At 65.7% G+C, this 13,776-nt stretch carries 11 protein-coding genes; 4 read left to right on the top strand and 7 right to left on the bottom strand.

All coding sequences use genetic code 11. The features are described from left to right. The first annotated feature begins 293 nt into the window (after nucleotides 1–293). Nucleotides 294–1,832 (top strand): hypothetical protein, encoded by a 1,539-nt coding sequence (locus AC16JP_RS00540; protein ID WP_484338647.1) that lies wholly within the window; start codon nucleotides 294–296, stop codon nucleotides 1,830–1,832. Here AC16JP_RS00540 and AC16JP_RS00545 read toward each other — a convergent pair. The 5 genes from AC16JP_RS00545 to AC16JP_RS00565 all read right to left on the bottom strand — a co-directional run bounded on the left by AC16JP_RS00545 (nucleotide 1,820) and on the right by AC16JP_RS00565 (nucleotide 7,862). Next, the gene (locus AC16JP_RS00545) at nucleotides 1,820–2,683 is read right to left on the bottom strand and encodes an acyl-CoA thioesterase (protein WP_484338648.1); all 864 of its coding nucleotides are present in this window, start codon (nucleotides 2,681–2,683) and stop codon (nucleotides 1,820–1,822) included. The two genes, AC16JP_RS00540 and AC16JP_RS00545, sit on opposite strands and share 13 nt — an antisense overlap. Before the next feature lie 72 nt (nucleotides 2,684–2,755). Continuing rightward, nucleotides 2,756–4,045: an adenylosuccinate synthase gene (locus tag AC16JP_RS00550; RefSeq protein ID WP_484338649.1), complete on the bottom strand. Its 1,290-nt coding sequence runs from the start codon at nucleotides 4,043–4,045 to the stop codon at nucleotides 2,756–2,758. Between the two features lie 17 nt (nucleotides 4,046–4,062). Then, nucleotides 4,063–5,160, bottom strand: a complete 1,098-nt coding sequence (locus AC16JP_RS00555; RefSeq protein ID WP_484338650.1) for an ATP phosphoribosyltransferase regulatory subunit — start codon at nucleotides 5,158–5,160, stop codon at nucleotides 4,063–4,065. Continuing rightward, nucleotides 5,157–6,737 (bottom strand): phosphoglycerate dehydrogenase, encoded by a 1,581-nt coding sequence (serA, locus tag AC16JP_RS00560; protein WP_484338651.1) that lies wholly within the window; start codon nucleotides 6,735–6,737, stop codon nucleotides 5,157–5,159. Before serA ends, AC16JP_RS00555 begins: the two co-directional genes overlap by 4 nt. Before the next feature lie 3 nt (nucleotides 6,738–6,740). Beyond that, nucleotides 6,741–7,862, bottom strand: coding sequence for a phosphoserine transaminase (locus AC16JP_RS00565; protein ID WP_484338652.1), 1,122 nt, complete (start codon nucleotides 7,860–7,862; stop codon nucleotides 6,741–6,743). 156 nt (nucleotides 7,863–8,018) lie between these two features. Here AC16JP_RS00565 and AC16JP_RS00570 point away from each other — a divergent pair, with 156 nt between their 5' ends. Further along, on the top strand, nucleotides 8,019–8,909 hold the full coding sequence (locus AC16JP_RS00570; RefSeq protein ID WP_484338653.1) for an LOG family protein: 891 nt from the start codon (nucleotides 8,019–8,021) through the stop codon (nucleotides 8,907–8,909). A gap of 66 nt (nucleotides 8,910–8,975) precedes the next feature. Here AC16JP_RS00570 and AC16JP_RS00575 read toward each other — a convergent pair whose 3' ends face one another. Beyond that, complete coding sequence (locus AC16JP_RS00575; protein WP_484338654.1) at nucleotides 8,976–9,632, bottom strand: c-type cytochrome; 657 nt, start codon at nucleotides 9,630–9,632, stop codon at nucleotides 8,976–8,978. Between the two features lie 213 nt (nucleotides 9,633–9,845). On the opposite strand from AC16JP_RS00575, the gene AC16JP_RS00580 reads away from it, so the two are divergent. Both AC16JP_RS00580 and AC16JP_RS00585 read left to right on the top strand, forming a co-directional pair. Continuing rightward, on the top strand, nucleotides 9,846–10,754 hold the full coding sequence (locus AC16JP_RS00580; protein WP_484338655.1) for a prephenate dehydratase: 909 nt from the start codon (nucleotides 9,846–9,848) through the stop codon (nucleotides 10,752–10,754). A gap of 95 nt (nucleotides 10,755–10,849) precedes the next feature. Beyond that, nucleotides 10,850–13,291, top strand: coding sequence for a putative bifunctional diguanylate cyclase/phosphodiesterase (locus tag AC16JP_RS00585; RefSeq protein WP_484338656.1), 2,442 nt, complete (start codon nucleotides 10,850–10,852; stop codon nucleotides 13,289–13,291). Here AC16JP_RS00585 and nudC read toward each other — a convergent pair. Further along, on the bottom strand, nucleotides 13,207–13,776 hold a 570-nt coding region (gene nudC, locus AC16JP_RS00590), incomplete at its 5' end, for an NAD(+) diphosphatase (RefSeq protein ID WP_484338657.1). The genes AC16JP_RS00585 and nudC overlap by 85 nt on opposite strands.

Consider the following 13,776-nt stretch of genomic DNA (forward strand, 5'->3'; position numbering starts at 1 on the left):
CTCGTCGGGGACATGGGTGTGCCACAGTTGCAGCGATGGCCCGCGCATGGCCTGCACCGCGCGCACCGCGAAGATTGCCACAAGCAGGGTCAGCCCGGCGATCAGGATAAACTTCAGCAGGTTCAGAATGGTAAGCATCCTCGAACATTAGCGGGAAACTGCACCCGCCGTAAACCGGACAGGCGCGACCGCCGGTTCGCCATTCGCGATGATTCTTTACAATTTTGCAACAATGATCGATTTCACCGACGAACCAACTGAATTAACGATAATTCCCGAAGGAGTATCGAGTCTTGGGTTTGCTGTGCCGTCTGTTCCTGTGCCTGATGTTCGCCCAGCCGGCGATCGCGGGCGGAATGTGGCGCGTAGCCGAGACGGCGCATTTTCGCGTGCATTCGCAAGCCTCGGTCGATCATCTGATGGAGCAGGTGGTCCTCCTCGAGGAGTTCGACCGGCTGTTGCGGGCGCGGATGGGGCGCGGACCGGAGGGGCGCGCGCCGCCGGTCGATGTCTATCTGGTTCCGTCGATGGAGGCCGGTTCCCCGTGGCGTTCGCTTGGCGCCAGCGTTGCCGGGTTTTACCGTGCCGACCGGGGGGCTATTTCGATCGTCGCCCTGGATCGCAGCGGCGATGCGCCGGCAGCGCGCGAACTGACCGGGCATCAGATTCTGCTGCATGAATATACCCACCATTTCCTGCTGGGTTCAGCGGGCTTCGCCTATCCTGCATGGTATACCGAGGGCATTGCCGAATATTTTTCGACGGTGCGCTTCCTGCCAGATGCGCTTGAGATCGGCGCAATCAGCGACAATCGCCGCGCCTGGCTGAGCGGCCATCAATGGCTGCCGCTGGAGCGTGTACTTGCCGCGACGCCGACACTTGGCAAAGGCGCCGACAGCGCCATGTTCTACGCACAGAGCTGGCTTGTCACCCATTACCTGCTGCGCACGCCGGGGATGCGCGACCGGCTGGTGCGCTATCTGAACGCCGTCGCCGAGGGGGCGGACCCGGTCGTCGCGTTCCGGCGCCACATCGACCACAACCTCGCATCGTTCGAGCGCAGGCTGCGTGAACATCTGAAGGCGCCGGGTTTCATCCGCATTGCGCGCCCTGTCCATGCCGCGCCCGCAACCGAAATACGGGTGCTGCCGCGGTCGGCCGATGCGCTGCTGATGCGTTTCGTTGCCTTGTCGCACGGATCCCCGGAATCGCGCACTGTGGCGGCGCTTGCCGATGTGCGGGCGCGTGCGGCGGCCTGGCCCGGCGATCCGCTGGCAATACGGACGCTGGCCCTCGCCGAGTTGCAGCATGGAAACCGCGCGGAAGCCCGCACATTGCTCGACGGGCTGCTGGCGCAGGCAGCCGACGACCCCGACCTTCTGCGTTGGCGCGCACTTGCGGCGGGGCAGGGGGCTGATGGCGCGATCGACGCCCGGCGCAACCTGTTGCACGCGTTGGAAAAAGCACCAGACGACTGGCGCGCGCTGCATGCCTATGCGCGCCTGTATCAGCCGTTGCAGGGGCCGTTGCCGGGCCATGCGCTCGATGCGCTGTTGCGTTCGCTTGCGCTGGCGCCGCAGGTGGCGGAAATCCGGCTGGATGCAGCGGTCGCGCTGGCGCAGGCATGGCGCCTGCGAGAGACCGCGCAGTTGCTTGCGCCGCTGGCCCACGCGCCCGAAGCAGGGCAGCCGGCGGTCCTTGCCGCACGAATGCTGGGCTATGCCCGCGCTGGCGATCGGGCGGGCCTGCTACAGGTTGCCGCCACACAGCAGCAGCAGGCGCAGGCGCGGCTTGCGGCTATCCGGGGCGGGCCGCCCGCTCAGTCGCGGTAGCGGATCAGGCCTTCCTGCACGACCGTTGCCACCAGCTTGCCGCCGATGCTGAAGATCCGCCCGATGTTCAGCCCCCTGCCGCCCGATGCCGCAGGGCTTTGCTGATCGAAAAGGTGCCATTCGGAAGGGTCCGGGTCGTGATGGAACCAGATCGCATGGTCGAGGCTCGCGCTTTGCAGCTTGGGGTCGGTCCATGAAACGCCGTGCGGCAGCAGGCAGGTATCCAGCAATGTCATGTCGGTCGCGTAGGCGAACAGTGCGGAACGGACACGGTGATCCCCGGGCGCGATGCCGTCGGCCTTGAACCAGTTCTGCGTTGCGGGCGGCAGCACGCGCGGGCGGAACGGGCTGGTTGGATGGACAGGGCGATATTCGAACGGGCGGTCGCGCGTTGCCCAGATCGTCCGCCATGGCTCGGGGATACGGTCGCCCGCGCGTTCCTGCAGTTCGCGCTCGCTTGCCAGCCGTTCCGGGCCAACGGTCGACGGCATCGGGTCCTGGTGGGAAAAGCCTGATTCACGAACCTGAAAACTGGTCGCCAGCGCAAAGATCGCCCGGCCGTGCTGGATCGCCGTTACCCGCCGCGTGGTGAAGCTGGCGCCGTCGCGTTCGCGATCCACTTTATACAGGATCGGAATGCGCGGTTCACCGGGGCGGATGAAATAGCTGTGCAGCGAATGCACGGGCCGGTCTGCGGGCACCGTTCGCTGGGCAGCGGCCAGCGCCTGCGCCACGACCTGCCCGCCATAGACCCGCATCCATCCGGCGTCGGTGTTGGCGCCGCGATACAGGTCGACTTCGATTTCCTCTACGTCGAGGAGGCTTACGAGGTTCGAAAGTGCAGTGGACATGCCGGTTGCGGTAGGTTCCAGATCCTTTCCGTGCAAGCCCGCGCTTTGCAGGGCGTGGGCTATGCCGGACCGTCAGTCGCGGAAAGGATCGCGCACCAGAATGGTGTCCTCACGCTCGGGCGAGGTGCTGACGAGCGCCACCGGGCAGTCGATCAGTTCTTCGATACGGCGGATGTATTTCACTGCGGCCGCCGGCAGATCGGCCCAGCTTCGGGCACCCTGCGTCGATTCCTGCCAGCCTTCGAACCGTTCATAAACAGGCTTTGCCGCCGCCTGTTCGCTGGCGGATGATGGCAGATGGTCCAGTAGCCTGCCGTTCACTTCATAGCCGGTGCAGACCTGCAACTCCTCGAAGCCATCCAGCACATCAAGCTTGGTCAGCGCGATGCCATCGACCCCGGAGAGCGCGATCGACTGGCGGACGAGCGCTGCGTCGAACCAGCCACACCGCCGCTTTCGCCCGGTGACGGTGCCGAATTCGTGGCCCCGTTCGCCAAGGCGTTCGCCGGTCTTGTCGTGCAGTTCGGTCGGGAACGGCCCCGATCCGACGCGCGTGGTGTAGGCCTTTACGATCGCCAGCACATAGGTCAGCGCCGCCGGCCCAAGGCCGGAACCGGCCGCAGCCTGCCCGGCCACCACGTTCGACGAGGTGACGAACGGATAGGTGCCGTGATCGACATCCAGCAGCACGCCCTGCGCCCCTTCGAACAGGATACGCGCGCGTTGCCGCCGCTTGGCGGCAAGCGTCAGCCAGACGGGGGCGGAATAAGGCAGGATATGCGGTGCGATTTCGCGCAGTTCGGCGATCAGCGCCGCCCGGTCGATGGGTTCGACGCCAAAGCCTGCGCGCAGGGCGTTGTGGTGCGCCATCAGCCGGTCGATCTGAGGTGCGGCCGAATCGAGGTCGGCCAGATCGCAAAGGCGAAGCGCGCGGCGGCCTACCTTGTCTTCATAGGCCGGGCCGATCCCGCGCCTCGTGGTGCCGATGCGGCCTGCGCCGCTGGCGTCTTCGCGCAGGGCGTCGAGGTCGCGGTGGAACGGCAGGATCAAGGGGCAGTTGTCTGCCACCATCAGGTTTTCCGGGCTGATCGCCACACCCTGCGTGCGCAGGCGGTCCATTTCGGCTTTCAGCGCCCACGGATCGAGGACGACACCGTTGCCGATGCAGGAAAGCGTGCCGCGCACGATGCCCGAGGGCAGCAGCGACAGCTTATAGACCTGCTCGCCCACGACCAGCGTGTGCCCGGCGTTGTGGCCGCCCTGAAACCGGACGACGACATCCGCGCGCGCCGACAGCCAGTCGACGATCTTTCCCTTGCCTTCGTCACCCCACTGGGCGCCGATCACTACGACATTGGCCAAATCAGGTTCCTTTCGGGTCAGCCCTTAGCCGCAGCTTGCGCGCCGTTCCAGACATGCGTGCATGCTTCGTCGCTGTCGGTGGCTGCGAGGGCGCTGACCGTCACCCAGCCTTCGGCGCGAAGCCGGCTGCCGACGTCGGGCGCGGTGCCCAGCGGCAGGAACACGCGCTGGCGCACGGTGGCGCCAAGCCGGGCATCCACCAGCGAATCGACATAGAGCGAAACCCCGGCAGCAGGTTCGCATCGGCCGCCCGGATGGCGGACGCTATACGCCCCGCCACGGCCGATCTCTCCACGCAGCAACTGCCCGTCGACAGCGCCGAACAGCGAAAATCCTACCCAGCTATGGTATTCGAAGCCATGCCGCTCGGTCGGGTCGATGGTGATGCGCACGTCCGGCAGCAGCCTGATCAGCGCCTCCAGACGTGCCGCCAGCGCTGGCGCAAGGGGGCGTAGCGCCGGCAGGGCGTCGGCGGCAGGCCCCGCCAGTTCCAGCAGTGCCCGGTATGGCGCGCGCTCGCCATCGAGGGCGCCCCAGTCCTTGCCGTCGAGGGCTGCGAGCAGGCCTGCAAGGTCGTCGACGGGCCAGCGCCCGTTCGCCAGATCGGCCACCAGTTCCGGTGTGGTGAGGTCGAGTGACAGTTCCTCGACCCCGGCAGAGGCAAGCGCCTGCAGCGCCGTCGAGATCAGTTCGGCAAGGCCTGCAACCTCGTCGGTGCCGATCAGTTCCGCGCCTGCCTGCGTGAGTTCCCGTTCGGGCGAGAGCTGCCCGGCACGGCCGCGCAGCACCGGCCCGGCATAGGCAAGGCGCAGCGGCCGTGGCGCATCTGCCAGCCGGGTGGCGGCGATCCGCGCGATCTGGCCGGTGATGTCGGGGCGCAGCGCGATCGCTTCCCCCGTCGCCGGGTCGGATGCACGGAACAGCGCGCCTTCCAGCGGTTTTCCCAGCCACCCTGCAAGCGAGGTTTCATGCTCAACCAGCGGCGGCGACACGCGATCATATCCGCGCGCAGCGAACGCATCGACCATTGTCCTGACAAGCAGCGACACGGCTTCCGCAGCCGGCGGCAGCCGGTCGCGGAAGCCAGGAGGCAGGGGGGCGAGCCGCCCGCTCAAGAGAAGGCCAGCGCCTTCACGGTCTTGACGCCCGGCAGCCGGTCGAGCGCAGCAAGCGTCGGCGGGGCAACCTCGGTATCGACCGACAGCAACAGGATCGCTTCGGCGCCCGCGTCGCGGCGGCCGAGGTGGAACGTGCCGATGTTCACGCCCGCTTCGCCCAGCATCGTCCCCAGACGGCCGATGAAGCCGGGCTTGTCCTCGTTGACGATGAACAGCATGTGCTCGGCGAAGTCGGCCTCGACCTTGATGCCGAAGATCTCGACCAGGCGCGGACGCCCGGCGCCGAACAGCGTGCCTGCAACCGAACGCTCGCCGCTTGCGGTCCTGACGCGCACGCGCACCAGCGTCTGGTAATCGGTGTCGCGTTCGTGGCGCACTTCCGCGACTTCGATGTTGCGGTCGCGCGCCATCGACGGCGCGTTAACCATGTTCACCGTGTCCGAGAAGGTGCGCATCAGCCCCGAAAGCACGGCGCCCGTGATCGGCTTGATGTTGAGCTGCGCCGCCGCACCCTCGACTTCGACCGTGACACCGCGCAGTTCGTCGGCTTCGAGCTGCCCGATCAGATGGCCCAGGTCCTCGGCCAGCGCCATGTAAGGGCGAAGCTTCGGCGCATCCTCGGGGCTGAGGCTGGGCATATTCAGCGCGTTTGCAACGCCGCCGGTCAGCAGGAAGTCGGCCATCTGTTCTGCCACCTGAATGGCGACGTTCACCTGCGCCTCGTCGGTCGATGCGCCGAGGTGCGGCGTCGAGATGAAGTTCGCCGTGCCGAACAGCGGGCTTTCCGTTGCCGGTTCCTGCACGAACACATCGAGCGCGGCACCCGCGACATGGCCGGAATCCAGCCCCTTCTTCAGCGCCGCTTCGTCGATCAGGCCGCCGCGCGCGCAGTTGATGATGCGCACGCCCTTTTTGGTTTTGGCGAGATTTTCCGCCGACAGGATGTTGCGGGTGCTGTCGGTCAGCGGGGTGTGCAGGGTGATGAAGTCGGCCTTGGCCAGCAGTTCTTCGAGCGTCACCTTCTCGACGCCCAGATCCTTGGCGCGCTCGGGCGTCAGGAACGGGTCGAAGGCGGCCACCTTCATCTTCAGGCCAAGCGCGCGTTCGGCCACGATCGAACCGATGTTGCCGCAGCCGATCAGGCCGAGCACTTTTGAAGTAACTTCGACGCCCATGAACCGGTTCTTTTCCCACTTGCCGGCCTGCGTCGAAGCATCGGCTTCAGGAAGCTGGCGGGCTAGCGCGAACAGCAGCGCGATCGCGTGTTCGGCGGTGGTGATCGAATTGCCGAACGGCGTGTTCATTACCACGACGCCGTGGCGCGTGGCGGCCGGAACATCGACATTGTCGACGCCGATCCCGGCACGGCCGACCACCTTCAGCCGCGTGGCGGCTTCCAGCACCGGCGCCGTTACTTTCGTGGCCGAACGGATCGCCAGACCGTCATAGTCGCCGATGATGGCCAGCAGCTCGTCCTTCGACAGGCCGGGCTTTTCATCCACCTCGATCCCCCGCGCACGGAAGATTTCTGCTGCACGGGACGACATCTTGTCGGAAATGAGGACCTTGGGCATGGATCAAGCCTCCGTTGCGGTTGCAAAGGCCCAGTCGAGCCATGGGGTCAGTGCTTCGATGTCGGCGGTGTCGACGGTCGCGCCGCACCAGATACGAAGCGACGGTGGCGCATCGCGATAGCCGTTGATGTCGAAAGCGACACCTTCCTTTTCCAGCAGCGAGGCCATCGCCTTCGGCAGTTCGGGCGCGCCATCGATACGGACGCAGACCGAAGTGTTCGAGCGCGTGGCGGCGTCGACTGCAAGGTTGGTTGCCCAGGGCGTCCGGTCGACCCAGGCGTTCAAGGCAGCCGCGTTGGCGTCGGCGCGGGCGCAGAGACCCGCCAGCCCGCCAACCGATTCCGACCAGCGTAGCGCGTCCAGATAGTCTTCCACCGCAAGCATCGACGGCGTGTTGATGGTTTCGCCTTCGAAAATGCCTTCGATCAGCTTGCCGCTCTTGGTCAGCCGGAAAATCTTCGGCAGCGGCCATGCAGGCGAATAGGATTCCAGCCGCTCTACGGCGCGCGGGCCGAGGATCAGGATGCCGTGCGCGCCTTCGCCACCCAGCACCTTCTGCCAACTGAACGTCACGACATCGAGCTTGTCGAAGGGCAGCGGCTGCGCGAAGGCTGCCGACGTTGCGTCGCACAGGGTAAGCCCTTCGCGCGCAGGTGAAATCCAGTCGCCATCCGGCACGCGAACGCCCGAGGTGGTGCCGTTCCAGGTGAACAGCACGTCGTGGGTCTGGTCGATCGCCGACAGATCGGGCAGGTGGCCGTAGTCGGCGGTCAGCACCGTCGTGTCGAGCTTCAGTTGCTTTCTGGCATCCGTGACCCAGCCTTCACCGAAGCTTTCCCACGCAACCGCCGTGACCTTACGGGCGCCGAGCAGGCTCCACATGGCCATCTCGAAGGCACCGGTATCCGATGCCGGCACGATGCCGATCCGATGCGTTGCGGGCACTTGCAGCACCGCGCGGGTGCGGTCGATCGCATCCTTCAGGCGCGATTTTCCGATCTTCGCCCGGTGCGAGCGGCCGAGGCTGTCGGTGGGGAGTTTGGAAAGGTCATATCCGGGGCGCTTGGCGCAGGGACCGGACGAAAAATGTGCGCGCAACGGGCGCGCGGCAGGCTTCACAGTCATGTTCTCTCCTCTCAGAGAGCTCGCGCCGCGTTGGGGCGGCGTGGCCCGCAGCCGCTCTTAAAGGCGAAACTCCGGGCGTCAAGTGGCTTGGCACAAACGGGGGGAATGGGCACTGGCGCTGGAACCGGGTGCCGATCCCGGCTAGAACATCGGGCAATGACACAGAACAACTGGCACAGGCCGTTCAACCCGGCTTCGCGCGAAGCCGATTTCGCAGCCAACCCAACCCCGACTGCGCAGACCGAAAACCCGGCCTATCGCCTGGCCTTTCAGGACAATGATTTCCTGCTGCGCGAGGAACTGCGCCCGGTTCGCTTTCAGCTTGAACTGATGAAACCGGAACTGATGCTGCTTGAGGCGGGGATCGGCTCAACCTTTGTGTTTTACGGATCGGCCCGCATCCCGGCGCCCGAAGAAGCCGAAGCGTTGCGCGCCGCCGCCGATACGCCCGATCGCAAGGCTGTTGTGGAGCGGCTGATCGCCAAGGCCCGCTACTACGAGGAAGCGCGCAAGCTTGCGTATCTGGCGTCGTGCCGTGACTGCAATCTGGGCGGCCCGCGCCACTATGTCGTCTGCTCGGGCGGGGGGCCGTCGATCATGGAGGCGGCGAACCGGGGCGCGCACGAGGCTGGCGCCCCTTCCATCGGGCTGAACGTGGTGCTGCCGCACGAACAATTGCCCAACCCCTATGTGACGCCGGGCCTCAGTTTTCAGTTCCACTATTTCGCGCTGCGCAAAATGCACTTCCTGATGCGTGCGCGTGCTGTTGCGGTGTTTCCCGGCGGCTTCGGCACGCTGGATGAACTGTTCGAACTGCTGACGCTGGTGCAGACGAAAAAAATGGCGCCGGTGCCGATCCTGCTGTTCGGGCGGGAATTCTGGCGCAAGGTCGTGAACTTCGAGGCGCTGGCCGAAGAAGGCGTGATCGCGCATCGCGATCTGGAACTGTTCCACTATGTCGAAACCGCCAAGGAAGCGTGGGACCGTGTGTCGCGACATGCAGCCGCGAACGGCGAACTGGAACCCGGCGAAACCACGCCTGTTTGATCTAGGCCAGACGCACGAACGGCGCCCGTCTGGCCGACGGGCGCCGTTCGGTCGGCAATCAGCCGATCAGTGCGCCGCAGCAGGAGCCGCAGTTGCATCCGCCGCCGGTGCGGCGGCTGCGTCGGTTGAGGCGGGGGCCGCGGCAGCATCGCCGGCCGCAGCCGGCGCCTCTGCTTCAGCGGGTGCTGCCGGGATCGGCAATGGCTTGTCGCTCTTGCTGTTCAGGAAGGCGAGGAGGTTCGCCCGGTCTTCCGGCTTGCCGAGGCCGGCGAAGCTCATTTTGTTGCCGGGGATGTATTTTTTCGGATCCTTGATCCAGCTTGACAGCGACGCCCAGTCCCACTGCTTGTCGGCGGTGCCCTTCATCGCATCCGAGTAACCGAAGCCCGATTCATGGGCGTGGTGGTTGCCGACGATGCCATAAAGGTTCGGGCCGATGCCGGGCGCTGCGCCCTTGTCGATGGTGTGGCAGGCTGCGCACTTCTTGAACTGGGATTCGCCCTTGGCCGGATCAGCCGACGCAAGATAGAACTCGATCGGCTTTTCGGTTTCGGCTGCGGCGCCACCGGCACTTGCTTCAGCTTCCACGCCCTCGACGATGAAGCCGGGCTTGGCGGGCTTTTGCGGTGCGAACATGGCGCCGGTCATGACCGACAGGCCGAGCACGGTCACGAGCGCGGTAAGCGTCCAGCCGGCAATCTTGTTCCACTCGTAGCTATCCACCTGTCGTGCACTCCACTGAATATCGACCGGCGGTTGTCCGCCCGGTTCCGGCTTATGGTGAACCGGAAAACCGCCCGTGGCGGCCAGGTTCCTTCAGTTGCTCATAGAAAGCGGGAAACGGGTTGGCAATGGCCTCGCGGCAGCCCGCGCACGGGCACAGATCGCGCGCCGGCATTGACGGTGGGCGCCAAAGTCGGGCAACGCCTGCCGCCCATGCAGACCTATCCATCACTCGCCCAGACCCTTGTCGACCAGATGCACGCCGCCGCCGCCGCGCAGCCGGATGTCGCTGTTTCGTTTCAGGGTGCGCCGGGCGCATTCTCGCATCAGGCGGTGCGAGAGGCGGTGCCGGGCGGGCTGGCCTATCCCTGCTTCAGTTTCGAAGACGCAATCGCGGCCGTCGTCGAGGGGGCTGTCGGACTGGCGGTGATTCCGGTCGAGAACACGCTGCATGGCCGTGTGGCGGACGTGCACTTCCTGCTGCCGGAATCGGGGCTTTCGATCATCGGCGAACATTATGTGAAGGTGGAACACTGTCTGCTGGGCGCACCGGGCGCACGGATCGAGGACGTGAAGCAGGTGATTTCGCACCCGCAGGCGCTGGGCCAGTGCCGCAAGCGCACCCGCGCGCTGGGGCTGGTTGCGGCAAGCTACGCCGATACGGCGGGGGCAGCGGCAGCCGTCGCCGGTGACGGCGATGTGCAGGTGGCGGCGATCGCATCAAAGCTTGCCGGCGAACTGTATGGCAACAGCCTTCTGGTCGAGGGAATTCAGGACGCCGACCACAACCGCACGCGCTTTCTGATCTTGTCGCGCACGCCGCGTGATGTTCCGGCAGCGGCGGGCCGTTTCAAGACCACGCTTTCGTTCGAAGTGAAGAACGTGCCTGCCGCACTGTTCAAGGCGCTGGGCGGCTTCGCCACCAACGGCGTCAACCTGACGCGGCTGGAAAGCCATCTGCGCGGCGGCGCCTTTGTTGCTGCCGAATTCCTGATCGACATCGAGGGGTTGCCGCAGGATCCGGCAGTCGCACGCGCACTTGAAGAACTGGCGTTCCATTCCAAGTGGGTGCGCAGCCTCGGCAGCTATCCCGTCGCGGACAACGGGGCGCCGTCAGCCTAAAGTCGGGGCGGCTTGCGGCCGTGAACCGGTTTCATGAGAGACCGGGCTTTTGCAAACCTGCGCCGCCCTGAGGGGCGTTGTGGCGCTTTCGCTTCGTGAACGCACCGTTCGACCCGCCGCGAAGCTATGGCGTATCGCGCATCGCCGATTATTTCGCGCTTGGACCCGACAATGATCCGTTCTGGCAGAAGGTGCGCCGCGCCCAGTTGTATTTTTTTGATCGGTATCTGCCGTTCAACATCCTGATCGCGCTGGTGAGCGGCGGGCTGCTGGCCATCGTGTTCGGGCGCCGACTGGGCGTCGCCACTTACGCGCTGCTTCTGACAACCCATTGCGTTTCAGTCTATCTGGGGCGCGGTCGGCGGCGCGAACGCAGGCGCAACCGCAAGGCGCCGGTCGGGCGCGCGGCGATACGGCGGTCGCTCGGCAATCTGGTCATGGTCGGTTCTGCCTGGGGATTTGCATTCTACCGCGCGCTGGGGATGGCAAGCCCGCAGGAAGCAATGCTGGTCATTGCGATGTCGATGGCCGGAATGGGCTGCATGGCACTTTCGATCGCCACCTGGCCGCTTGGCTCGATCACGATGTGGGGCCTCGTCGCGCTGGGCACGATCTGCGGGTTGTTCGCGTTCGATTGGGTCGACGCGTGGCCGGTTACGGTCATCATGCTGAGCTTCATGCTGTTCATGGTGCGGGGAACGCTCGCCGCATCCGACCTGTCGATGGGGCGCATCCGCCTGCGCGAGCACAACCGCCAGCAGGGCGAAGTCGTCAGGTTGCTGCTGAACGAGTTCGAGGCGAATGGCTCGGAATGGCTCTATGAGTTCGATGCGGCCGGGCGGCTGACCTTTGCGTCGGCCCGCCTTGCCGAAGCGCTGCGGCGGCCGGTTTCCGATGTCGTGGGCCAGCATTGGGTGCGGTTTCTGGGGGGCAGGTCGGTGGCGGCCGGGCTGCCCGATCTGGTGCGGGTTGGGCGACCGTTCCGCGATGTGCTGATCCGCGTAGAGGTGGAAGGCGAAATCCGCTGGTGGTCGATGTCGGGCACGCCCAAGTTCGACGAACAGGGCGGGCCGGCGGGCTATCGCGGCGTCGGTTCTGATGTGACCGATCGCCAGCGCGCCGCCGAGCGGATCGCCGAGCTTGCAACATTCGATGCGCTGACCGGGCTGGTGAACCGCAGGGTCATCCACAAGGCGCTGGCCGAGGCGCTGGCGGCAACGCCTTCCGGGCAGCCCACGGTGCTGCTGTTCGTCGATCTGGATCGTTTCAAGGCCGTGAACGACAGCCTTGGCCATGCTGCCGGGGATCGGCTGCTGGCGGAAGTGGCGATGCGGCTGCGCGAACGTATTGCAGTGGAGGCCGGGCAGGGCGCTTTGGTCGGCCGACTTGGCGGCGACGAATTCGCCGTTCTGCTGCACCACTGCACCGAGGAACGTGCAGCGGCCATCGGCGAGGCCGTCATCGCCAGCCTCGGCAGACCCTACGAGCTTTCCGGAAAGTTGGCGCAGATCGGCGCCAGTATCGGCCTTGCCCTGGGCTGGCGCGACGGCACAACGGTCGAGGAACTGATGCGGGCCGCCGATCTTGCGCTCTATGACGCCAAGGCGCGCGGCCGTGGCGGCGTGCGGGCCTACGATCGGGAAATGCACCGCGAGCAGGAAGACCGGCGCTCGCTGGAACTGGATTTGCGCAATGCGATCGCCGGAGGGCAGTTCCGTCTTGCGTTTCAGCCGGTTGTGGATGCACTGGATGAACGCGTCGTCGGCTTCGAGGCGTTGCTGCGCTGGCGTCACCCGCGACTGGGCGACATTCCGCCCTCGACGTTCATAGCCATCGCCGAGGAAGCGGGCTTGATCAACCGGATCGGCGCCTGGGTGCTGAACGAAGCCTGCCGGGTTGCCGCCAGTTGGCCACGGCAGATTCGCTGTGCCGTCAATATTTCCCCCAAACAGTTCGACGATCCCGGCTTCGTTGCACTGGTCCGGCAGGTGTTGGCACGGTGGAAATTCGCGCCTGAGCGGCTGGAGCTGGAGCTGACGGAAAGCCTGTTTCTGGATGAGCGGCGGCAGACCATGCAGATGCTCGACGAGCTTCGCGCGATGGGCCTGAGCTTTGCACTGGACGATTTCGGCACCGGCTATGCCTCGCTTGGCTATCTGCAGAAGATCGCGTTCCGGCGCATCAAGATCGACCGCAGTTTCGTTCGGGGCTGTTCGGCGGGCGGTGAATCTGCTGCAATCGTGCAGGCGATCGTTGCGCTTGCCGAACGGCTGGGCATGGAAACCACCGCCGAAGGAACGGAAACCCGCGCCGAATTCGAAGCCATGCGGCGGCTGGGTTGTGCGCAGGTGCAGGGCTATTTCTTCGGCCGGCCGATGCCCGCCGAAGAAGCCGCCCGCCTGATCGATCGCAATCGCCCGTTACTGGAACTCGTCGATCAAGCCGCAGCAGATCAGCCGTCGGCTGCTGCCCAGGTCGTCAGCAGCCAGTTGGCGATTGCCAGCGGCGGCGGCACCTTCCATTCGGTTCTGCCCTGAAGCGCCGCCCGCACTTCCGCGCGATCCACCCACATCGCCTCGGCGATTTCCGTCGTGTCGAGGGCCAGCTCGTAGCTTTCTGCCGCCGCAAAAGCGCCCATCATCAGGCTGGACGGGAAGGGCCAGGGCTGGCTGGCGCCGAAGCTGACGGTTGTCGTGCGGACACCTGCCTCCTCGAACAGTTCGCGGCGCACGGCTTCCTCCAGCGATTCGCCCGGCTCGACGAAGCCGGCAAGCGCGGAAAACATGCTTCCCGGAAAATTCGCTCCCCGCCCCAGCAGCACCTTGCCGTCGCGTTCGGCCAGCATGATCACAACGGGGTCGACGCGCGGAAAATGTTCGGTGCCGCAAGCCTCGCACAGGCGACTGTAGCCAGCCTTTTCGATCCGGGTCGGCGCGCCACAGGCGGCACAAAACCCATGCCGGCGATGCCAGTCGAGGATCGAGCGCGCCTGCGCCACGATCGAAGCCCGGCCGTCGCCCAA

The organism is Sandaracinobacteroides sp. (genome assembly GCF_057137845.1).